This is a genomic window from Pedobacter panaciterrae (assembly GCF_013204795.1).
In the GTDB taxonomy this organism is placed as follows: Bacteria; Bacteroidota; Bacteroidia; order Sphingobacteriales; family Sphingobacteriaceae; genus Pedobacter; species Pedobacter panaciterrae.
Genome location: NZ_JABMKW010000016.1, coordinates 1 through 21,100, shown reverse-complemented (window position 1 = coordinate 21,100; position 21,100 = coordinate 1). Strand labels below are relative to the sequence as shown.

Sequence of the window (21,100 nt, the reverse complement as noted above, 5' to 3'; positions counted from 1 at the left end):
ATGAGTCTATTAAAACTCTGCATTTTTAGGGAAACGAGGGAAAGCGATTACATCTCTGATGTTTGTCATTCCACTTACAAATAATATCAGTCGTTCAAATCCTAGTCCAAAACCAGAGTGTGGTGCCGATCCAAAGCGTCTGGTGTCCAGATACCACCACATTTCGTCTTGTGGAATATCAAGCTCTTCCATTCTTCGGGTTAGCTTATCAAGGCGCTCCTCTCTTTGAGATCCTCCGATGATTTCGCCAATGCCTGGGAAAAGGATGTCCATTGCAGCTACTGTTTTTCTGCCTTGAGCATCAGGTTCGTTTTGACGCATATAGAAGGACTTAATATCGGCCGGATAATCAGTTAAGATAACTGGCTTTTTAAAGTGCTTTTCAACAAGGAAGCGCTCATGTTCTGATTGTAAATCTGCTCCCCATTCATCAATAAGATATTTAAACTGCTTTTTCTGATTAGGTTTGGAAGATTTTAAGATCGCAATAGCTTCTGTGTATGTTAGGCGTTCAAAATCATTGTTTAGGCAGAAGTTTAGCTTTTCTATTAAAGATAGCTCACTGCGCTCATTCTGAGGTTTTGTTTTTTCTTCTTCTAGTAAACGGTTGTTTAAAAAGTCAATCTCTTCCTTGCAGTGTTCTAGCGCATAGCTAATCACATATTTCAACATGTCTTCTGCAAGCTGCATATTGTCTTCAAGATCAGCGAAGGCAATTTCAGGCTCAACCATCCAAAATTCAGCAAGGTGACGTGTTGTGTTTGAGTTTTCTGCTCTAAAAGTAGGTCCGAATGTATATATCTGTCCAAAGGCCATTGCAGCAAGCTCACCTTCCAGCTGACCAGATACGGTCAGGTTGGTTGCGCGCGCAAAGAAATCCTGTGAGTAATCTACTTTCCCATCATCTGTACGAGGTGTGTTGTCGAAATCAAGAGTGGTAACTTTAAACATTTCACCGGCACCTTCTGCGTCTGATGCAGTAATAACAGGTGTGTGCATATAAACAAAACCTCTTTCGTTATAAAATTGATGTATAGCAAAGGCTAATGCATGACGTAATTTAAAGACTGCATTGAAAGTATTGGTGCGGAAACGCAGGTGGGCAATTTCCCGCAGAAACTCCAGGCTATGTTTTTTGGGTTGAAGAGGGAATTTTTCAGGATCACTATCGCCTAATATTTCTATAGTTTCAGCTTTAATATCTACTCTCTGACCTTTTCCTAATGATTCTACAATTTTTCCTTTTACAGAAATTGCAGCTCCTGTAGTAATACGCTTTAAAAGTTCTTCCGGAGTATTATTAAAATCCACTACGACTTGGATGTTCCCAATGCAGGAGCCATCATTTATTGCAATAAACTGGTTGTTGCGAAATGTTCGCACCCATCCCATAACCGTAACTTCTCTGTCGAATTCGTTTGTATCTAACAAACTTTTTACTTTTTCTCTTTTAATCATGATTTTTTTGTGGAGAGCGTCAAAAATAAGGATTTCCTTTAATAAATGGGAGGGAATATTTTAGTAGCCTATTTTAAATTACCTAGGTTTATTTTGATTGTATTTTTAGGTTTATTTTGAGTGATTTTGGTATTTAATGTATTTTTCTTGGTATTATTCTGTTTTTTGGATGGTGTTTTGTTGTTTTTTTATTGCTTTAGTGTTGTTTGTTGGTATTTGTAATTATGTTTTATTGGTTATTTTGTGTTTTTATTGCTTTTCTATTGTGTTTTTTTAGTTGTTTTTGTGTTTTGTTGGGTTTTGTTTTGTTTTTATGGTGTATTTTTAGATTTTTATTTAAATAAAATCAATTTTTTATTGTTTTTAAATTTAAAACCCTATATTTGTAATGCTCGTTTAATTTATATTTGGTTAGAGAGGCATACAATTGGATGATTGTATGCCTCTTCTTATTTTAAAAGTAGAATTCTCATTTTTTTTGTGTTTTAAACAGAAATCAAGCCTGTTTATTTTTTTGTAAATGAAAAAAGCCAATTGAGTTAACAATTGGCTTTTTCCTTTAATAAAGATTTATTTGAATAGCTATAGATTAAGCTAATACTTTCGTAACTAAATCAGCTGCATCTTTTAATGCTATCGCCGAGAAAACTTTTAATCCTGAGTCATCTATTAATTGCTTAGCTTCAACAGCATTTGTTCCTTGTAAACGGCAAATAATAGGAACCGGAACATCTCCAATTTCTTTATATGCATCAATAACACCTTGGGCAACACGATCACAACGAACAATACCACCAAATATGTTAATTAAAATTGCTTTTACATTCGGATCTTTAAGGATGATGTTAAAACCAGCTTTAACCGTTTGTGCATTTGCAGTACCACCAACATCTAAAAAGTTAGCCGGTTCTCCACCTGCAATTTTGATGATATCCATAGTAGCCATTGCTAAGCCTGCTCCATTAACCATACAGCCAACGTTCCCGTCAAGTTTAACATAGTTAAGGTTTGATTCGCTTGCTTCAACATCAGTAGGATCTTCTTCCAGTTTATCACGCATTGCCGCGTAATCCGGATGACGGAATAAGGCATTCTCGTCTAAATCTACTTTCGCGTCAACTGCGATAATTTTATCATCAGATGTTTTTAGAACAGGGTTGATTTCAAACATTGAAGAATCAGTGCTATCGTAAGCTTTGTAAAGTGCGGTAACAAATTTTACCATTTCTTTAAAAGCCTGACCGCTTAGACCAAGGTTAAAAGCTATTTTGCGAGCTTGAAATCCTTGAAGACCAACTTTAGGATCAATTTCTTCTTTGAAGATCAAATGAGGTGTATGCTCAGCAACTTCCTCGATATCCATTCCACCTTCAGTAGAATACATAATTATGTTTCTTCCGTTAGCGCGGTTTAACAATACGCTGATATAGAATTCTTTGGTTTCAGATGCACCTGGGTAGTAAACATCCTGAGCAACTAAAATTTTGTTAACTTTCTTTCCTTCCGGACCAGTTTGTGGAGTTACTAACTGCATACCTAAGATAGCAGAAGCTCTTTCCTTAACCTCATCAAGGTTTTTGGCAAGCTTTACACCACCGCCTTTACCTCTACCACCAGCGTGGATCTGAGCTTTAATTACAACCCAGTCAGAATTGTAGTCAGTTTTCATTTTTTTAGCAGCTTCTACAGCCTGCTCTACCGTGTCGGCTACTACACCTTCTTGTACGGCTACTCCAAAACTTTTAAGTATTTCTTTACCTTGATATTCGTGGATATTCATTATGCTGAAAAAATTTGTTCAAATCTACAATTTCAAAAGCTTTATAACAAATGGCTAAAGGTATTTTCAGCGTTTATATTTTCTATTTCGGGTTTTAATTTTTTAATGGTCTTTTTAAATTTGAGTTTCATCTTGATCCAATAAGTGCCAAAGTGAACCCCGCCGGCATTAAATAATCTTCTATGCGCCAGCCAGACTACCATCGCTGTTGAAAAATAGAAAACTGTGTAAAAATAGTACGTAATAGTTCTCATAAAAAAGCTCTTTTGTCTATATATCAAACTTAGCCTCTCGATTTGAAAAGTGATATGAGCCGCTTCGTCGATTAAAATATCTGTACTTATTTGTTTAAGTAATTTGCAGTTCGTTGCATCCTTTAAACATTGGTAAAATATCTGGGCCGCGCTTTCTACGGTAATTACTGCTATGGTCCAAAACTCCATGTCTGTATTTAGTCCCCTTATTTTTCTAAATAAGCTATCACCCCAATCCTTTTTTATTCTTTGCTCGCCAATTAGATCAATATAACGACCCAAATTATTACCATGCTTTTGCTCTTCTTTAATAAATAGCTTAATGGCATCTGTATAATAAGGATCATTTAGCTTTTTTGCATGTTTGGTTGCAGCATTTACCAGATTCGTTCCCTCAGATGTTTCTCCCAGTTGCCAGGCCTGTAAAGAGCTTAAAATGTTGTTTTTTTCCAGTTGGCTTAAATTCGGACTGATACTCCAGTCAATTCTTTTGTTCTTTAGGTTTTGGTTAAAATAGTTTATCCAATACGATGAGTTGTGCATACACCAGGTTTTAAGATTATAAATGGTTTTTAAGTAAAAATTGCATTGTTTGCCAATCACGGTAGTTCCATGACAACCAGGATGTCTCGTTGTATTTTGTTTTGAATGTGTTGTTTCGTTGAGCTAAATCCTTTTCAAAGGCCAGGATCTGTTCTGAATTCGTTGGAGTTATTCGTTTGTTACTGAGGTCAGTTGTGTCGTTGCTCCATTTATAAGCATAATTTGAGGTGCTCAAATATTTTCTAAGTATAATCTTATTCGTATTTAAAAGGGGGAGGGTCTTGTCAGACAAATCGGTTAAATGATCAAGATCTAAGTTAATGGAGGCTCTGTTGTTAATGTTGTAGTTCACAATCAAAACATCCCAGTTTACAAATCCAAAAACAAGTAGTAAGATATACCAAATGCGACCATTTATTTTACACAGATAAAAGAAGGTTTTTTGCTGAGCGACCTTGATGTAAACAGTAACCAGACCTATTGTGCAAAGCAATAAGAAAACGAATACACCAATTCGTTTGTAGGTTAATCCAAGAGCACTTACGTACTGGTAATCTCTGAGTAAGACAGAACATACCAGAAAAATATTCTGAAATATCCATAAATAGGCCAGGAATCTGATCGTTTTGTTTTTACTGTAGAAATTTAGATTTCCTCTAAAAAAATATACAATAATCATCATAGCTATCACAATACTTACTATTAATACATTTGTGCCATCATGAAGCGCATCTGAATATTTAGCCCCATTCGATTCAATATTTTTACCCAGCCATAATGTAGTTATGTCGATGGTGTTTAATGAAAGCAATAGAAGGTTTAAGGCTGTAAATGAAATAATACCAATGATATTCTCAGTTTTTAAAGCCATCATCCGTTTCAACAAACCTTCGGCAAAAACTTCGATCAACATATAGGCAATTGAGTTGCTTGTTTTATTCCTGTGTTCTCGTACTAACTGCTCACCAAAACCAGCTTCAATTTTTTCAAGTTCAAGCCTTTTTAAACTGATAAAAGCTCCTGCGCTCAACACAATTCCCAGAACAATGTGTATGAAGCGTTCAAAGCTTAATTCTGGAAATAGGAAAACAACCATGTTGTTTATAAATGTGGTTATACCAGAAGTAATCCGATTAAGGTAATTGGCAAAAACAGTATTAGCCTCACTATAAAGTATGCTAAACAGCATGATGGCGAAAAAGGGGATAATAGTGTACTTCACGATTTTTAAGACAGGCTTAAAAGAAAGGTCCCCAAAGTGAATGGCCATTATTTTTTTTAAAAGATTTATCGGGGTCGTAATAATCTGTAAAAATGCGGCAAGCAATACGGTAAAAATATTCCGTAATAAAGGGAAATGAATTAAGCCTATCATAACCGCAAAAGTGATATACCAGGTGATGATATTAAGATCTGATTGATTGACAACTACCATTATTGCAGCCAGAAGATGACTGCCAGCAAAAATGTAGTACTTTTTAGTTTTAGACTTTTCCCGATCCAGTAAAGTTATGATGATTAAAAAAAGTGTGTAAATAAGTAGGTTAAGGGCTTGTTTCTCCATCCAGAAAAGAAAGTTGAAAAGAATGCCGCCGCCAATTGCTGCAAGGAGCTGTAGGTCTATCCGCTGTTTCATGTGAGTGTAGATTGTTTTTAGATTAAAGATGATTTGTAACTATCCACATGTATGCAAAAGCTACAGGGAGGTTAAATAGCATAACAACTGCTGTTTTTAAGAGTGTAAGGCAATGCTCAGGGTGAACGATTATTGTAATCAATAAACTCATAAAGATAATTGAGTTGATCACTAGGGCAAGTATGATGTATAAGAGACCTACTGGAACTAAGGGGCTGAATTTTGTAAGACAATACAATAAGAAGAGTGCAGATCCTGCAACAAATGAATATTTAGTGCATTCTTTGGCAATGGTTGTAATTTGATTAATTGACGTTGTTTCCATTTTTTTATTTTTTAAAAGTACTTTGCATTTCAAAGTAAATAGATAAAAAAAATTAAAGACTTTTAATCATCTTCTCTAAAGCATCTAAATGAGTTTTAAATGCTTGCCTACCCAGATCTGTAAGTATATATGTAGTGTTTGTTTTTTTTCCAATAAATGACTTTTGAACTTTTAAGTATTCTGCTTGTTCCAAAGTGTTCAGGTGAGAGGCGAGGTTGCCATCTGTAAGTTCCAGCATTTGTTTCAGTTCATTAAAACTGATACTGTCGTTTACAATCAAAATAGACATCACGCCTAGTCTTATCCGACTATCAAATATCTTGTTAAGGGCTCCAATCGGGTTCTTCATTATTTAGTCCTTTCGTACTTAAAATACATCAGCAATCCATAAAAAATATGAAGCACACCAAAACCAAAAGCCCAGAAATAGAGTCCGTATCCAATATTAAACATCGCTACCAATCCTAGTACAACTTCGCAGAAACCGAGAAAGCGAATGTCAGTATAAGTATACTTACTGGCATTAATTAAAGCCAACCCGTAAAATAATAAACAAGAAGGTGCTATTAAGCCATATGTCCCGGGGTGGGCCAGAAGAAGGCCAATAATAAATAAACCTCCAGCAAATAATGGAATTGCTAAATTGATCAATAGATTTTTAGAGGTTCTGTCCCAGAATGGAAGCTTTTTTATTCTGGTTTGTCTAAGTGTAAGAAGAAAACCACCTATAAGCGCAACAACAAGTACCCCCAGACCAATTTTAATTAAATTGGCTTCCAGATCATCCTCAGTAAAACCATATTCATAAGTGCCATTTACACTATTTGCTATTTCTAAATGAGCAAGGTAAGCACCCACCAGCGCAGTAAAACCAGCGAAAACTCCTGATAGCCCACTTAAAGAAATAAATCTTGATGAACGATCCATCATTTTTTTGATGTCGTTCAATGCATTTAGCTGTTCTTCCTTGTTACTCATTTTAAAAGTACTTTGTTTTTCAAAGTTAAATGATAAATCTGAACTTCCAAGAAAAATTTAGGTTTTTTTTGTTGCGTCATATTTGTTTAACCTTGTGCTATGTTTTTGTAAGTTTGCACTTATGCTAAAAGCCACAGGTATAAAAAAAGCTTATGGAAATCTACCCATATTAAAAGGAGTAGATTTTGAGGTCAAAAAAGGCGAAATTGTAAGTATTATAGGTGCTTCGGGTGCAGGGAAAAGTACCTTACTCCATATTCTAGGTACACTGGACAAGCCCGACGATGGCACGGTAGAACTTAATGGTTCTAAGGTCAACAAGCTTTCAGGCGAATTGTTAAGTGTTTTTAGAAATAAGAATATCGGTTTTGTTTTTCAGTTTCATCATCTTTTACCTGAGTTCACTGCACTTGAGAACATCTGTATCCCTGCATTTATAGCTAAGGTGCCTACAAAACAAGCAATAGCAAGGGCAACTGAGCTCCTTGATCTTTTGGGTTTAAAGGATAGGGCAGACCATAAGCCTAATCAATTATCTGGTGGCGAACAACAACGTATTGCTGTAGCAAGAGCACTGATAAATAATCCGGCAATTATTCTTGCTGATGAGCCATCCGGTAATTTGGATTCGGCAAACGCCAACTCACTACATCAATTTTTTATTACCCTTAGAGATAATTTTAAACAGACTTTTGTGATTGTTACACATAATGAAGATCTGGCTAAGATTAGCGATAGGGTGGTTACAATGAAAGACGGTTTAATTATTTAAGTTTTGAAGATATTAATAACGGGAGGGAAATCTGCTCAGTCGCTAAAACTGATTAAAACTTTTGCAGATGATCATATTGTACTGGCTGATTATGGGGATGTGCCTTCTTTTCCATCTGCACGATACTATTTCATTTCTTTAGGGGAGCGAAATGATGAAATTATAGCTCATAATTTGTTAAATCATTGCCTCAACGAGGGGGTAGATGCTGTTTTACCTTTGCATGAATTTGAGATTGCCGATATACTAAAATCGAAAATCCTTTTTGAGGAGTTTAATATTCAGGTGCTAATGCCCGAAAAAGATCAGATCATCCATTTAACTAATATTTAATGGCATTTGAACGTTATTTAAACAACAAGCAAGCATTTGTTTTTGAGCTGGATGATGTCCTTTATCCACAAAAGGATTACTTGTTACAGGTTTATTATTTATTTGCTCAATTTATAGAATATGCAGAGCAAATAAGCGCCGATGAAATCCTTAAAAGTATGCAGCAAACTTACCTTGCAACAGGTAATGAGGATATTTTTGAGAAAACAGCAACCCAATTTGATATACCATTAAAGTATAAAGTAAATTTTGATTTGCTTTTCTTAAGCGCGCGTTTGCCCTTAAAGCTGTTGATGTTTAATGAGATGCTTAGCTTGCTGCAGGAAATCACTGTTGAACGTAAGCAAATATTTATATTCACAAATGGCGATCCTATGATGCAGCTTAATAAGATTAAGCAAATGGAATGGCATGGATTAGAAAACTATCTTACTGTTTATTTTGCTGCTGAAACCGCGCTTAAACCTTCTCCAGAAGGGATTCAACTGATTTTAGATAAGCATAGTTTGAAGAAAGAAGATGTGCTAATGATTGGTAAGATAAAACCAGATGAAGATTGTGCTATAAATGTAGGTGTTGATTATTTGAATGTTGATAAACTATTAGTATCTTGATTACGTTTATACCTCCGAACCGGGTGTTGGTGATAAAATGATTTAAATGAAAAATAGTCTTGTAAAAAATTACGTAATTGGTTCGGTGTTGGGGATTTGCATTTTATTCAGTGCATGTAAAAAAAATAAAACTACACCTGATCCGGAACCGCAGGTTTCGCAAAATACCAAGCAAACTCCTACAACAAATAGGGTAGATCTAACAAATGATTCCTTATTTCTATATGCTAAGGAAGTTTATTTCTGGAATGAATCCTTGCCTACATACGATGCTTTTGAGCCTCGACAATATAGTGCTACAGGCGGAACCAACCTTGAAAAGTACGAAGCTAACTTGTTTAATATAGTTAAGGCATCAAAATCTCCGGATTATTTAACAAATAGCACGGATCCAAAGTATTCCTATATTTTTGACAAAGCCGATAAAAATCCTACTGCAAGTATACCTGGTATAATGTTATCTGTTGACTTAGAAGGAAACGGTAATGATGTTGGATTAAGGTTCGGCTATTTTGGGCCGTCTAATTCAGACTATGATATCTTCGTGACCGCAGTTTATCCAAATTCTCCTGCAGCCAAAGCTGGTTTTAAAAGAGGTGATGAAATTACATCTGTAAATGGAGTTACCTATGGAACTAACTTTAATGGAGAAATAGATAAAATCCAAAGTGCAATTGAGGGAGCTACGGTAACTCTTGCTGGAAAAAAGGGGAATGTAAGTTTCACTAAAACATTAAATAAGAGCGTATATAAGAGCAGTCCTATATATAAAGACACTGTTTTTACAGCCAGTAGTAAAAAGATAGGTTATTTGGCCTATGCAAGGTTCTCAAATAAAGAAAATTCTGAAAGTGCATTAACCACAGTGTTCAATAATTTCGCTGCTAAAGGAGTAACCGATCTTATTGTTGATCTGAGGTATAATGGTGGTGGTTATATAAGTACAGCACAACACCTTATTAATCTTATTGCGCCTACCGGTACCTCAGGTGTAATGTTTACCGAGCACTTTAATGCCACAATGCAGAATAAAAAAGCTACGATATTAAAGAATCAGCCAGCTGTTAATGATGATGGGCAAGCCGTTGGGACATATTTTGATGATGATTATACCGTAAGCGGCAATACCACTACATTCCAGAAAACAGGAAATTTAACCGGAGTGAAGAATGTGGTGTTTATTGTTGAACAGTATACCGCTTCTGCTAGTGAACTTGTAATAAACAGTCTTAAACCTCATATGACTGTTAAGTTGGTAGGAGAGACTTCTTATGGAAAACCAGTTGGCTTTTTTCCTATAACCCTGGAGAACAAGTATGATGTTTACTTTTCAATGTTTGAAACTAAAAACTCTGCGGGTGGCGGTGGTTATTATACTGGAATGGTTCCTGATGTTAAAGGATATGAGTTTGCTTCTGGAGATGTGATGTATGATTTTGGTAATCCTAAAGATGATTGTACTGCAGAAGCCATTAATATCCTGGCTCCAGGCATAGCAGTCACCAGTCAGGCAAAAGTAGCTACCACTGCAGATAGAACTAAATCAACACGTTTGCAGGCACTTGGAGGTAAATCAAGTGGTGAATTTGTTGGGATGATTGAAAACCGAAAATAACCCTCACTTAATTTATTGTTTTCTTTTCGTTAATTACAGACTTCAAATAGAGCTGATGGTCTAGCCTTTGGGTTATTTCAAGTATTGCCTCACTTGCATTGGTGAAAAATGCAGGATTGATGTTTTTAAACTCGTCAGTAGCCTTATGATAATCCTTATGATCTTCCACTCCGAAATAAATAAAGGGTATATCCTTGTCGTTAAAAGCCGAATGATCACTTTGATTTGTCCAGTCGTTGCTACCCAACTTTGGGTCGTCATGACCTAAAATTATTTTTACTTTAGAATTCTTGCTAAAAACAGATGGTTTTAGCTGAGGGTATTTAAATGTACCACAAGCATAAAGCTCGCCTTTGTCGTTGTGACTTACCATATCCATATTTATATTGAGTTTGATATTCTCAAGTTGAACGGGCGGATTTTTTATAAAGGCTTTGGCTCCTTGTAAACCGGCTTCTTCAGCATCAAATGCAGCAAAAATTAAAGTATGGTCGGGTTTATTCTTTGTATAGTGCGAGGCGAGTTTCAATAATGTCGCAATTCCCGAAGCATTATCGTCGGCACCGTTGTAAATTTCATTGTTTATAATGCCGATATGATCATAATGGGCAGATATAACTATTATATTTTTACTCTTTCCTTCTACATATGCAAGCATGTTTTTGCCTTCAATGGCAGTTCCTTTTTTGCCTGTATAGGTAAATGGCATCTCATAACCAGAAAATGTTGGTAAAGTTTTTAAACCAATTTCTTTAAATCGGGATGCTATATAAACGCGTGCCTTTTCGCCACCTTTTGTTCCCGTTTTTCTCCCTTCATAAGCATCGGAAGATAATACTTCTACATCTTTAAGTAGCTGACTTCCAGCTTGAGCATCTGTTTTTTTTACAGAACTACAGCTTAACAATAAGCTAAGGAATATTAAAGGGTAGAGTCTCATTTTGCTATGATTGGTATATAATACTAAAGTAAAGATATAGAATGATATTTGTAACTCTTTTCATGTCCTATTGTTATTTAAATAGATTAAATGCATATTTAAGTAAGAATAAGTCATAATACTATGTTAGGGGAATTAATAGAAAAAGAATCAATAGATATCAGTAAAATCGTTTCAGCCGATCAGAATCACACAGAAGAATTAAGAGATAAGTTAAACTCCGCGCAACGACTGGGAAACGAATTTAAATCAAAAGCGGATATTACATTTAACACTACAGAGGGGCCAAAAACAGTTAGTACTACCGTTTGGTCTGTTACAGAAAGATACCTTCAATTAAAGAGCGGGGTTCATATCCCACTAAGCAGCCTTATTGATATAGATTTCTAGTAATAAGTTAGCCTAACTACGCCTGCAACTTTTTTGGCGAGACGGATAACCTGTCTGGTATAACCATACTCATTGTCGTACCATACATATATTACTACAGACTTGTTGTCCTTGGCCATAATGGTTGCAGGCCCATCTATAATAGCCGAATGGCTATTGCCGATTAGGTCTGTACTTACTAATTCATTGGAAATTGAATATTCGATTTGTTCAGACAGATTCCCAAAAAGGGAGGCCTGTTTCAATATCTCACTGATTTCTTCTTTTGATGATACTTTGTTTAGTGACAGATTTAATATGGCTAGTGATACGTTGGGCGTAGGAACACGTACTGCATTCCCTGTTAATTTGCCTCCTAAATGAGGAAGTACTTTCGCTACAGCCCTATCTGCACCGGTTTCGGTAATTACTAGATTTAATGCTGCGGCGCGACCTCTCCGGTATTTTTTATGGTAATTATCCAGTAGATTTTGGTCGTTTGTATAGGAATGTATCGTTTCTATATGCCCCTTTTCAATTCCAAAACAATCGTCTATTAATTTTAATACGGGGACTATGGCATTGGTAGTGCACGATGCGTTAGAAAAGATAGTTTCCTTATCAAAATCAATCTCTAAATCATTAATGCCAGCAACAATATTGGGTACATTACCCTTTGCTGGGGCAGTAAGCAACACTTTTGCTATTCCTTTTGCCTGCAAGTGTCTGCTTAAGTCTTCCCGTTCACGGAAAATTCCTGTGTTGTCAATTAGCAGGGCATCCTGAATCCCATAAACAGTGTAATCTATGTCTTCCGGCTGTTCAGCTTCAACGAAATAAATGGTTTGCCCATTTATAATTAGTGCATGGTTTTCAAAATCCTCGATTATAGTGCCGCTAAATGGGCCATGAACAGAATCTGTGCGCATTAGTTCTGCTCTTTTAATGAGCTCTTCGTCGCTGTGACCTCTGGTTACGATTGCACGTAGCCGTAATTGTTCTCCTTTTCCGGCCTGCAAAACTAATTCTCTTGCAGCGATGCGCCCAATACGGCCAAATCCAAACAATATTACGTCCTTAGGTTTTAGGTTGATCTTATCTTTGCCGATGTGCTTGTTTAGTTTGCCAATTACGAAATCCTGGATATTGGTGTTATTGTCCTCAAGCCATTCTGCAGCTAATCTTCCTATGTCAATCCTGGAAGGTGCCAGGTTACTGTTTGCTATTGTTTTAGCTAATTCCAGTGTTTCATAAATGTTAATGTCTTTCCCACTAACTTCCTTGGCGTATTGATGGTAGGAAAGTATCTCGCTGCTACCTATGTCAAACAAAGGTTTTCTGAATAGTACCAGTTCAATTGATTTATCGAACCATAGCTGTCCTACGATATTGATTAATTGAATTGCCTTTTTTTCCTTTTCAATCCAGCTTTGAAACTCCGATTGGTACTTATTTAGCATGCGGTTAAATTTGGTTAGAACGTCACAAAAGTAAAAAAGATCGGGTATATACCCGATCTTTTTTACTTTATATATTTCTTATGCTACGTCATCCTGAATTTATTTCAGGATGAGGCCGATTAAACAAATAACTTTCTATCCCAAGTAAGATTTTAAGATCTTGCTTCTTGAGGTATGACGCAAACGCTGAAGTGCCTTATCTTTTATCTGACGTACACGCTCACGTGTTAAATTGAACTTCTCTCCAATCTCTTCAAGAGATAGTGGATGATTTGTGCTTAATCCAAAGAAAAGAACAATAATTTCACGTTCTCTTTCTGTTAAAGTAGACAATGAACGCTTAATTTCTTCAGAAAGAGATTCGTTTATAAGACTGCTATCTGTATTAGGCTCATGATTTTCCAATACGTCCAGTAGCGTATTTTCTTCACCCTGAACAAATGGAGCATCCATTGATACGTGTCTTCCTGAGTTACTTAATGTGTCAGAAATCTTATCAACAGTTGTTTCCAGGATATCTGCCAATTCTTCAGGAGACGGTTCGCGCTCATATTCCTGCTCTAATTTAGAGAAGGCCTTACTGATTTTACTTAAAGATCCAACCTGGTTAAGCGGTAAACGAACAATACGGCTTTGCTCAGCAATTGCCTGCAAAATAGACTGACGAATCCACCAAACAGCATATGAGATAAATTTAAAACCTTTTGTCTCATCAAAACGCTTGGCAGCCTTAATTAGGCCCAGATTTCCTTCGTTAATTAAATCCCCTAAAGTTAAACCCTGGTTTTGATATTGTTTTGCTACCGAAACCACGAAGCGCAAATTGGTTTTAGTTAAACGTTCTAACGCAGCCTGATCGCCCTCACGTATTTTTCTTGCTAATATTACTTCTTCTTCCGCGGTAATTAAATCCACTTTACCAATTTCGTGAAGGTATTTGTCTAGAGATTGACTTTCGCGATTGGTAATCGATTGCGTGATTTTGAGTTGTCTCATTTATATGCTTTGGTACTCTTTATGTGTTTGAACGTGCAAAAGTAAGAATTTTAAGGCAATTAGAAAACATAAATTACTGAAAACGTTACACTTTACACGTATTAATTATACAATAATTTAGCAGCAAAAATTATTCCAAAATACTTTTGTCAGTATCAATGTCGTTATATTGTAAAACATAGTGTTGTTATTGAATATCAATATTAATATTGTGTTTTACAACAATAATTGAGGCCGTCTAAAGCCAAAATAAATGTTTGTCTTTATGATGTCAGGAAATAAAACATAATTAGCATCTTTAAAAATGGGGAAAATAGGGGAATATTAATTGCATTGATTAATGACTTATAATAAAAACATATCATGCCAATAATTATAAATTTAGACGTAATGCTTGCTAAAAGAAAGATGTCTTTAACAGAGCTTAGCATGAGGGTAGGAGTAACAATGTCTAACCTTTCTATATTAAAAACTGGAAAGGCAAAAGCAATCAGATTGGAAACTATGGATGCGATATGCAATGTTCTGGACTGCCAGCCTGGCGATATCCTGGAGTTTCGCAGGTGATTTTGGAGAGCCCACCGTCATCTTATAGTTCACTCGTCATCTCGACGATAGGAGAGATCTCCTGGCCATAAAATAGCTTCTAAGCAAGTTTGTATAAGCAAGAGATCCCTTGGTTCTCGGGATTACGAAGCAGAATGACGGCGTTGGCCATGGCATAAACCTATAAAACAAGAGCCTGATCAACATTGAAGTTAATCAGGCTCTTACAAAATATATAAATAGATATTTAAGTCAAATCTGAAATCTCTGCGTCAGGGGCATTTTTTTTAACCGACTCAATGCCGTTATCTCTGCTTGCAACACTTTCGTACATTTCGCTGTTGCCAATAATTTGCCCGTTAGTTGCTTTTAAATTAAAATAAGGTTTGCCATTTGATGATGTTTTTTTCTCGTATTTACCATCGTCCTGAGAGTTTTTCTTTACAGACTCAATTCCGTTGGTACATCCACTTTTGCTTGAATACCCTTCGCTAGTTAAAATTACCTGGCCATTTCCTGCCTTTAAATTAAATTGGAATTCTCCATTCTTTCTTGTTGTGATTTCAAATTTGCCCATAATCTTTTTTTAATTTATTTTTAAAGTAGACTGTTTTAATAAACCAATTTATAAAATAACTAAACAAAACCAAACAATTATTATTTTTTTGTTTAAGGATTAGTGATGCTTTTTAAATCAAAAGTCTGATCTAGCCTTATGCCTTTTTCTGTCTGCTGTAAAGTACAGCATTCATTTACGGCATCATGTTCCAGATAAAGGATATAGCCATTATCAGTTGCTTCCTGTAAAAAAGACTTCTTTTCCTTTAATGTTTGCAGTGGGAACATGTCGTACGCCATAACATAAGGTAAGGGGATGTGTCCAATAGAAGGAAGCAGGTCAGCCATATAAACAATTGTCTTATCCTTATATTTGATTTGGGGTAACATCATTGCGTCTGTATGCCCGTATGCAAATCGAATATTGATGCCATCGTGAAATTGAACTCCATCAATATCTTCAATAAACCGAAGTTGACCACTGTCCTGAATAGGTAAGATGTTTTCTTTTAAAAAAGACGCCTTTTCTCTTTCGTTTGGGTTTACGGCCCAGTCCCAGTGTTTTTGGTTGCTCCAATAGAAAGCATTTTTAAATGCTGGTCTAAGTTTGTCGCCAACACGCATTATTGAACCACCACAGTGATCGAAATGCAGGTGCGTTAAAAAAACATCAGTTATATCGTCTCTTGAAAAACCTTTTGCAGCCAAAGACTTGTCTAAGGTATCATCACCATGTAAGTAATAATGACCTAAAAATTTTTCATCCTGTTTATCACCGATACCATTATCTATTAATATTAATCTATCACCGTCTTCAATTAACAAGCACCTCATTGCCCAGGTGCACATGTTATTCGCATCAGATGGCGTTGTTTTTTGCCAGATGGATTTAGGTACCACACCAAACATGGCGCCTCCATCAAGTTTAAATAAGCCTGTATTTATAGTATGTAGATTCATATTTTAAAATTAATGAAAAAGGCCGCATTGCGCGGCCTTTTTCCAAATATGTTAATGCAAAAATGATTCTTATAAGTGGATTACTTCTCCATATGCATCAGCAGCGGCTTCCATAATCGCTTCACTCATAGTAGGGTGAGGGTGAACAGATTTAATCATTTCATGACCTGTCGTTTCCAGTTTACGGGCAACAACAATTTCAGCAATCATTTCTGTAACGTTAGCACCAATCATATGGGCGCCTAATAATTCTCCGTATTTAGCGTCAAATATTAATTTAACGAAACCATCTTTAGCACCTGCGGCACTTGCCTTACCTGAAGCAGAGAATGGGAATTTCCCGATTTTCAATTCATATCCTGCAGCTTTGGCAGCTTTTTCAGTATAACCTACCGAAGCAATTTCAGGACTGCAATAAGTACACCCCGGGATATTGTTGTAGTCTAAAGGCTCAGGTTTGTGACCGGCAATTTTTTCTATACAAATAATACCTTCTGCCGAAGCAACGTGAGCCAGCGCTTGTCCGCCAACAATATCACCAATAGCATAATAACCTTTTACAGAAGTATTGTAGAATTCATCAACAACTACTTTACCTTTTTCAGTTTTGATGCCAGTTTCTTCTAAACCTAAGTTTTCGATGTTTGCAACCACACCAGCAGCAGAAAGAACGATATCACATTCAAGCGTTTGCATACCTGATGCCGTTTTAACCTGTACTTTGCAGCCAGCACCGCTAGTGTCAACAGATTCAACACTTGAAGAGGTCATCACCTCTATACCTGCTTTTTTAAAGCTGCGTAATAATTGCTTAGATACATCTTCATCTTCAACAGGAACAACATTGTCCATAAACTCAACAACGGTAACCTTAGTACCTAAGGTAGCGTAGAAATAGGCAAATTCTACACCTATAGCACCAGAACCAACAACAACCATAGATTTTGGTTGCTCAGGTAAAACCATAGCTTGTCTGTAGCCAATTACTTTTTTACCATCCTGTTTTAAATTAGGTAATTCTCTTGATCTTCCTCCTGTAGCTAATATAATGTTAGTCGCAGTGTATTCTTTTTGAGAACCATCAGCAGCTTTAACTTCTACCTTGTTTCCAGGTTTAACTTTACCTGAACCCATTATTACATCAATTTTGTTCTTTTTCATTAAGAACTGAACCCCTTTGCTCATACCATCAGCAACGCCACGGCTACGCTTAATGACTGCTGCAAAATCAGCCTCAGCTTCAGCAGTTTTGATACCATATTCTGAAGCATGGTTAATGTATTCAAACACCTGGGCACTTTTTAGTAATGCTTTAGTAGGTATACAGCCCCAGTTAAGGCATATCCCACCTAAGGATTCGCGCTCTACAACTGCAGTTTTCAAACCTAACTGAGAAGCTCTGATTGCAGCTACGTATCCTCCGGGACCGCTGCCTATTACAATTACATCGTAGTTCATATCTTATTATAAAGGAATTTAACTTTAGTAAACGCCCAAAAATAAAAAAAAATGTTCGTTAATACTTCCTTTAAGATTTTTGAGTAAATGATTTACCTAAACAGAATGTTAACATATGACCTTACTAAAACAAAAGACAGTTTGCCGGATAAAAACAATTGACTGATAAACTGTTGGTTATATATTTAATTCCTGTGTTAAATGTTGATAAGTTTTGACTTTATTAATAATTATTTAACATGAAAATTAAAGTGAGCATTAAATTAATATTTAAATTTGCCGCTATCATCAATTTTTGATGTTATTCATAAAAAAACAAAACAATATGAAGAAATCTTTACTATTTAAAATCGTAGTAATCGTTTTGGCATTTGTGGGGTCTATTTCTGCAGTTAATGCACAGGTAACTACATCTGCTATGAACGGTACAGTCAAAGACGCTAAAGGAGCTTTGCCTGGTGCTAGCGTTAAAGCTATACATGTACCAACGGGTACAGTATACTCTGTTTCTACCAACAACGACGGTAGATTTAGCATTGCAAATATGAGACCTGGTGGTCCGTATACTATTGAAGTAAACTATGTAGGCTTCCAAAAAGAAAGTGCTACTGATATTTATTTAAAGTTAGGTGATCCATATACTTTAAATGTAGTATTAAGTGATGACAGTAAAAATCTTGAAGAAGTAGTAGTATCTGGTAAAAAGGATGCAACTATGAATAGCAAGAGAACTGGTGCTGCTACAACCATTTCAAAAGAGCAAATTCAAAATTTACCTACTTTGAGCCGTAGTCTTCAGGATTTTACGCGTTTAACACCTCAGGCAAATGGTAACTCTTTCTCTGGATCAAGTACTCGTTACAACAGCATCAACATCGATGGTGCCATGAACAATGACATCTTTGGTATCGCAGGTTCACCGGCACCGGGCGGTTTAGCCAAAACTCAGCCTATTTCACTTGATGCTGTACAAGAGATTCAAGTTGTTTTAGCTCCTTACGATGTGAGCTATGGTAACTTTACAGGTGGTGGCATTAATGCCATTACCCGTTCAGGAACAAACAATGTAGAAGGATCAGCTTACTTTTTTGGTAGAAACCAGAAACTAGTAGGTAAAAACTTTGCAGGCGAGAAAGCAAACGACTTTTACAGAACTCAATACGGTTTCCGTTTAGGTGCTCCAATTGTTAAGAATAAATTATTCTTCTTTGTAAACGCTGAGCAAACCAGAGATAAAGTTCCTACATCATTTAATGTTGGTGATGCAAATGCTATGCTTTCAGCAACTGATGCCAATACATTAGCTGATTTTGTTAAAAAAACTTATGGCTATGATATTGGTAGCTTTGATAAAATTGATCAGGAAACTAAAAGTGATAAGATTTTTGCGCGCTTAGATTGGAATATCAACAGCAAAAACCAATTGACTTTGCGTCACAATTATATTAAAGCATCTGATGACAACCTTAGCAGAAGCCCTTCTTTCTTCCGGTTAGGAAACAATGGATATAAGTTTGCCAATACTCAAAACATCAGTGTATTGGAGTTAAGGTCTCAAATAAATTCAAGCCTATCAAATAATCTTATTGTGGGTTACTCAAGAATCAGAGATTCACGTGCTACAAATGGTGCTTTATTCCCTCAGGTAGAAATTCAGAACTGGGGCGGACAAGCAGGAAGCACACTTCAGTTCGGTTCAGAAAGAAGCTCTACAGCTAACTCACTTGATCAGGATGTGATTGAATTTACGGATAACTTGAAATTATTAGCTGGTAACCATACTTTTACTTTAGGTACGCACAACGAGTTTTTCAAATTCAGCAACTTGTTCGTAAATAACTACAGAGGTCGTTATCGTTTCAGTAATCTTGACAATTTCTACAATGATAAGCCGAACAATATAGATGTTACTTATCCTGCGATTGCGGGTACTGTTCCTGCTGCTGCATTTAAAGCAGCTCAATTAGGATTTTACTTCCAGGACGAAATCCAAGTAGATCCTACCTTCAGATTGACTGCGGGTTTAAGATTAGATGTTCCTTTATTCTTTGATAAACCCGCTGATAATCCAGCAGTTTCTGCCGCATTCCCAGGTTATGGAACAAGTAATTTACCAAGTGGACAAATTTTAGTTTCTCCTCGTATCGGATTTAACTGGGATGCAACTGGTGACAGAACAATTCAAATACGTGGTGGTAGTGGATTATTTACGGGGCGTGCTCCATTTGTATGGTTCTCTAACCAATATGGAAATACTGGTTTAGATTATAAATCTATTGCATTATCAGGAGCTGCTGCTAATAATGCTGGTTTTGAGCCTGATCCAAACAAACAATCTACAGTTGGGTCGGCTGGAAATACTTATCAGGTTAACTTAATGAGCCCAAGATTCAGAGTACCTCAGGTATTCCGTAATAACTTAGCTGCTGATTTTAAATTGCCTGGAGGTATGTTAGGTACTTTAGAGGCTATTTACTCTAAAACTGTGAACAACATTCTTTATAAAGATTTAAATGTTAAAGCAAAAGGGACTACTATAGATCCAGCCTTGAGCAATGGAAATGACTTGCGTCCCGCTTATTCAAATAGAGTAAATCCAACCTACACAGGTGCTTATCTTTTAGATAATACCAGTAGAGGCTATTCTTACAGTCTGACTGCTGAGTTAAAGAAAAACTTTTCTAACGGTTTATTCGCAACTGTAGCTTATAACTATGGCGAATCTAAAGATGTAAACTCTGGTGCTAGCAGTACTGCTCAGTCTAACTGGGAGTTTGTTCAGATCGTTAATGACGCTAATAATCCTGATCTTGTTTATTCAAACCAAGACATCCGTCATAGAATTTTAGGTAGCTTATCGTACGCTGTTAACTATGGTCGTCAAAAATCAAGTGGAACTACTTTCTCAGTATTCTATGCGGGTAGTTCAGGCGTTCCTTTTACCTACTTGTATAATGGTGATTTAAATGGTGATGGTGCTTTTGGTAATGATTTATTGTTTGTTCCAAGAACAATGAACGATATCAATATGGTGAAACTTGAAATCAAAGATGCAAAAGGTGTTGTTGTTAAAACCTATACTCCACAAGAGCAATGGGATGCATTAAATACCTACATCAATAACGATTCATACCTTAAAACAATAAGAGGCCAGTATGCAAAAAGAAATGGTGCTCGTTTACCTTGGCAACACCAGGTAGATCTTCGCGTAATGCAAGATATAGGTACCATGATTGGGTCAACTAAAAACCGCTTACAATTATCGTTTGATGTATTTAACTTCACCAACTTATTGAATAAGAAATGGGGTCGTCAATACAGCTATGGCAACCAGGCTTATCAGTTAATTTCGTATAACTCAGGCCTTAAAGGATTTAATTTCTCTCCTACAACTCCTGGTAATACGTCTACTGAATCTTTCGATTCAAGATGGCAAGGACAAATTGGAGTTAGATATTTGTTTAACTAAGAATTATAATCATAAACAAAAAAGGCTCCCAATTTA

General features: G+C 36.2%; 19 protein-coding genes. 7 read left to right on the top strand and 12 right to left on the bottom strand.

What is annotated here, in order from left to right:
* Positions 1-9 precede the first annotated feature (9 nt).
* The 6 genes from asnS to HQN86_RS07980 all read right to left on the bottom strand — a co-directional run bounded on the left by asnS (position 10) and on the right by HQN86_RS07980 (position 6,974).
* Positions 10-1,458 carry an asparagine--tRNA ligase gene (asnS, locus tag HQN86_RS08005; protein ID WP_216854360.1) on the bottom strand — a complete coding sequence of 483 codons (1,449 nt, stop codon included), beginning with the start codon at positions 1,456-1,458 and terminating at the stop codon, positions 10-12.
* A gap of 589 nt (positions 1,459-2,047) precedes the next feature.
* On the bottom strand, positions 2,048-3,238 hold the full coding sequence (gene sucC / locus HQN86_RS08000; protein ID WP_172660497.1) for an ADP-forming succinate--CoA ligase subunit beta: 1,191 nt from the start codon (positions 3,236-3,238) through the stop codon (positions 2,048-2,050).
* A 41-nt stretch (positions 3,239-3,279) separates the two neighbouring features.
* Positions 3,280-4,035 carry a ferritin-like domain-containing protein gene (locus HQN86_RS07995; protein WP_172660496.1) on the bottom strand — a complete coding sequence of 252 codons (756 nt, stop codon included), beginning with the start codon at positions 4,033-4,035 and terminating at the stop codon, positions 3,280-3,282.
* A gap of 16 nt (positions 4,036-4,051) precedes the next feature.
* On the bottom strand, positions 4,052-5,671 hold the full coding sequence (locus HQN86_RS07990; RefSeq protein WP_172660495.1) for a DUF4153 domain-containing protein: 1,620 nt from the start codon (positions 5,669-5,671) through the stop codon (positions 4,052-4,054).
* A gap of 377 nt (positions 5,672-6,048) precedes the next feature.
* Positions 6,049-6,345, bottom strand: a complete 297-nt coding sequence (locus HQN86_RS07985; RefSeq protein WP_172660494.1) for a winged helix-turn-helix domain-containing protein — start codon at positions 6,343-6,345, stop codon at positions 6,049-6,051.
* A complete protein-coding gene (locus tag HQN86_RS07980; RefSeq protein WP_172660493.1) occupies positions 6,345-6,974 on the bottom strand; it encodes a hypothetical protein in 630 nt (209 codons plus the stop codon). Before HQN86_RS07980 ends, HQN86_RS07985 begins: the two co-directional genes overlap by 1 nt.
* A 121-nt stretch (positions 6,975-7,095) precedes the next feature.
* Here HQN86_RS07980 and HQN86_RS07975 point away from each other — a divergent pair, with 121 nt between their 5' ends.
* The 4 genes from HQN86_RS07975 to HQN86_RS07960 are packed head-to-tail and all read left to right on the top strand — an operon-like array spanning position 7,096 to position 10,308.
* Entirely contained in the window at positions 7,096-7,746 is a 651-nt protein-coding gene (locus tag HQN86_RS07975; RefSeq protein WP_172660492.1) for an ABC transporter ATP-binding protein, read from the top strand.
* A 3-nt stretch (positions 7,747-7,749) separates the two neighbouring features.
* Complete coding sequence (locus HQN86_RS07970) at positions 7,750-8,079, top strand: ATP-grasp domain-containing protein (protein ID WP_172660491.1); 330 nt, start codon at positions 7,750-7,752, stop codon at positions 8,077-8,079.
* Positions 8,079-8,693 (top strand): HAD family hydrolase, encoded by a 615-nt coding sequence (locus tag HQN86_RS07965; protein ID WP_172660490.1) that lies wholly within the window; start codon positions 8,079-8,081, stop codon positions 8,691-8,693. The genes HQN86_RS07970 and HQN86_RS07965 overlap by 1 nt, the downstream gene beginning before the upstream one ends.
* A gap of 46 nt (positions 8,694-8,739) precedes the next feature.
* Positions 8,740-10,308 (top strand): S41 family peptidase, encoded by a 1,569-nt coding sequence (locus HQN86_RS07960; RefSeq protein ID WP_172660489.1) that lies wholly within the window; start codon positions 8,740-8,742, stop codon positions 10,306-10,308.
* 7 nt (positions 10,309-10,315) lie between these two features.
* Here the strand turns inward: HQN86_RS07960 and HQN86_RS07955 are convergent, their stop codons facing one another.
* Positions 10,316-11,248: a M20/M25/M40 family metallo-hydrolase gene (locus HQN86_RS07955; protein WP_172660488.1), complete on the bottom strand. Its 933-nt coding sequence runs from the start codon at positions 11,246-11,248 to the stop codon at positions 10,316-10,318.
* Positions 11,249-11,371: 123 nt separating this feature from the next.
* Here HQN86_RS07955 and HQN86_RS07950 point away from each other — a divergent pair, with 123 nt between their 5' ends.
* Complete coding sequence (locus HQN86_RS07950) at positions 11,372-11,638, top strand: hypothetical protein (protein ID WP_048904470.1); 267 nt, start codon at positions 11,372-11,374, stop codon at positions 11,636-11,638.
* Here the strand turns inward: HQN86_RS07950 and HQN86_RS07945 are convergent.
* Positions 11,635-13,077, bottom strand: coding sequence for a glyceraldehyde-3-phosphate dehydrogenase (locus HQN86_RS07945; RefSeq protein WP_172660487.1), 1,443 nt, complete (start codon positions 13,075-13,077; stop codon positions 11,635-11,637). The two genes, HQN86_RS07950 and HQN86_RS07945, sit on opposite strands and share 4 nt — an antisense overlap.
* Positions 13,078-13,212: 135 nt before the next feature.
* Complete coding sequence (locus HQN86_RS07940) at positions 13,213-14,073, bottom strand: sigma-70 family RNA polymerase sigma factor (RefSeq protein ID WP_008242129.1); 861 nt, start codon at positions 14,071-14,073, stop codon at positions 13,213-13,215.
* Positions 14,074-14,436: 363 nt separating this feature from the next.
* Here HQN86_RS07940 and HQN86_RS07935 point away from each other — a divergent pair, with 363 nt between their 5' ends.
* The gene (locus tag HQN86_RS07935) at positions 14,437-14,640 is read left to right on the top strand and encodes a helix-turn-helix domain-containing protein (RefSeq protein WP_172660486.1); all 204 of its coding nucleotides are present in this window, start codon (positions 14,437-14,439) and stop codon (positions 14,638-14,640) included.
* A 226-nt stretch (positions 14,641-14,866) separates the two neighbouring features.
* Here the strand turns inward: HQN86_RS07935 and HQN86_RS07930 are convergent, their stop codons facing one another.
* The 3 genes from HQN86_RS07930 to lpdA form a co-directional block, all read right to left on the bottom strand.
* Positions 14,867-15,196: a YegP family protein gene (locus tag HQN86_RS07930; RefSeq protein WP_172660485.1), complete on the bottom strand. Its 330-nt coding sequence runs from the start codon at positions 15,194-15,196 to the stop codon at positions 14,867-14,869.
* A gap of 92 nt (positions 15,197-15,288) precedes the next feature.
* Positions 15,289-16,137, bottom strand: a complete 849-nt coding sequence (locus tag HQN86_RS07925; RefSeq protein ID WP_172660484.1) for an MBL fold metallo-hydrolase — start codon at positions 16,135-16,137, stop codon at positions 15,289-15,291.
* Positions 16,138-16,206: 69 nt separating this feature from the next.
* Positions 16,207-17,595, bottom strand: a complete 1,389-nt coding sequence (gene lpdA / locus HQN86_RS07920; protein ID WP_172660483.1) for a dihydrolipoyl dehydrogenase — start codon at positions 17,593-17,595, stop codon at positions 16,207-16,209.
* 325 nt (positions 17,596-17,920) lie between these two features.
* On the opposite strand from lpdA, the gene HQN86_RS07915 reads away from it, so the two are divergent.
* Positions 17,921-21,064, top strand: coding sequence for a TonB-dependent receptor (locus tag HQN86_RS07915; RefSeq protein WP_172660482.1), 3,144 nt, complete (start codon positions 17,921-17,923; stop codon positions 21,062-21,064).
* Positions 21,065-21,100 lie beyond the last annotated feature (36 nt).

What these genes read in the sequence shown, in the direction of transcription:
- asnS (WP_216854360.1), bottom strand. Translation starts at nt 1,458, where the DNA reads ATGATTAAAAGAGAAAAAGTAAAAAGTTTGTTAGATACAAACGAATTC.
- sucC (WP_172660497.1), bottom strand. Translation starts at nt 3,238, where the DNA reads ATGAATATCCACGAATATCAAGGTAAAGAAATACTTAAAAGTTTTGGA.
- HQN86_RS07995 (WP_172660496.1), bottom strand. Translation starts at nt 4,035, where the DNA reads ATGCACAACTCATCGTATTGGATAAACTATTTTAACCAAAACCTAAAG.
- HQN86_RS07990 (WP_172660495.1), bottom strand. Translation starts at nt 5,671, where the DNA reads ATGAAACAGCGGATAGACCTACAGCTCCTTGCAGCAATTGGCGGCGGC.
- HQN86_RS07985 (WP_172660494.1), bottom strand. Translation starts at nt 6,345, where the DNA reads ATGAAGAACCCGATTGGAGCCCTTAACAAGATATTTGATAGTCGGATA.
- HQN86_RS07980 (WP_172660493.1), bottom strand. Translation starts at nt 6,974, where the DNA reads ATGAGTAACAAGGAAGAACAGCTAAATGCATTGAACGACATCAAAAAA.
- HQN86_RS07975 (WP_172660492.1), top strand. Translation starts at nt 7,096, where the DNA reads ATGCTAAAAGCCACAGGTATAAAAAAAGCTTATGGAAATCTACCCATA.
- HQN86_RS07965 (WP_172660490.1), top strand. Translation starts at nt 8,079, where the DNA reads ATGGCATTTGAACGTTATTTAAACAACAAGCAAGCATTTGTTTTTGAG.
- HQN86_RS07960 (WP_172660489.1), top strand. Translation starts at nt 8,740, where the DNA reads ATGAAAAATAGTCTTGTAAAAAATTACGTAATTGGTTCGGTGTTGGGG.
- HQN86_RS07955 (WP_172660488.1), bottom strand. Translation starts at nt 11,248, where the DNA reads ATGAGACTCTACCCTTTAATATTCCTTAGCTTATTGTTAAGCTGTAGT.
- HQN86_RS07950 (WP_048904470.1), top strand. Translation starts at nt 11,372, where the DNA reads ATGTTAGGGGAATTAATAGAAAAAGAATCAATAGATATCAGTAAAATC.
- HQN86_RS07945 (WP_172660487.1), bottom strand. Translation starts at nt 13,077, where the DNA reads ATGCTAAATAAGTACCAATCGGAGTTTCAAAGCTGGATTGAAAAGGAA.
- HQN86_RS07940 (WP_008242129.1), bottom strand. Translation starts at nt 14,073, where the DNA reads ATGAGACAACTCAAAATCACGCAATCGATTACCAATCGCGAAAGTCAA.
- HQN86_RS07935 (WP_172660486.1), top strand. Translation starts at nt 14,437, where the DNA reads ATGCCAATAATTATAAATTTAGACGTAATGCTTGCTAAAAGAAAGATG.
- HQN86_RS07930 (WP_172660485.1), bottom strand. Translation starts at nt 15,196, where the DNA reads ATGGGCAAATTTGAAATCACAACAAGAAAGAATGGAGAATTCCAATTT.
- HQN86_RS07925 (WP_172660484.1), bottom strand. Translation starts at nt 16,137, where the DNA reads ATGAATCTACATACTATAAATACAGGCTTATTTAAACTTGATGGAGGC.
- lpdA (WP_172660483.1), bottom strand. Translation starts at nt 17,595, where the DNA reads ATGAACTACGATGTAATTGTAATAGGCAGCGGTCCCGGAGGATACGTA.
- HQN86_RS07915 (WP_172660482.1), top strand. Translation starts at nt 17,921, where the DNA reads ATGAAGAAATCTTTACTATTTAAAATCGTAGTAATCGTTTTGGCATTT.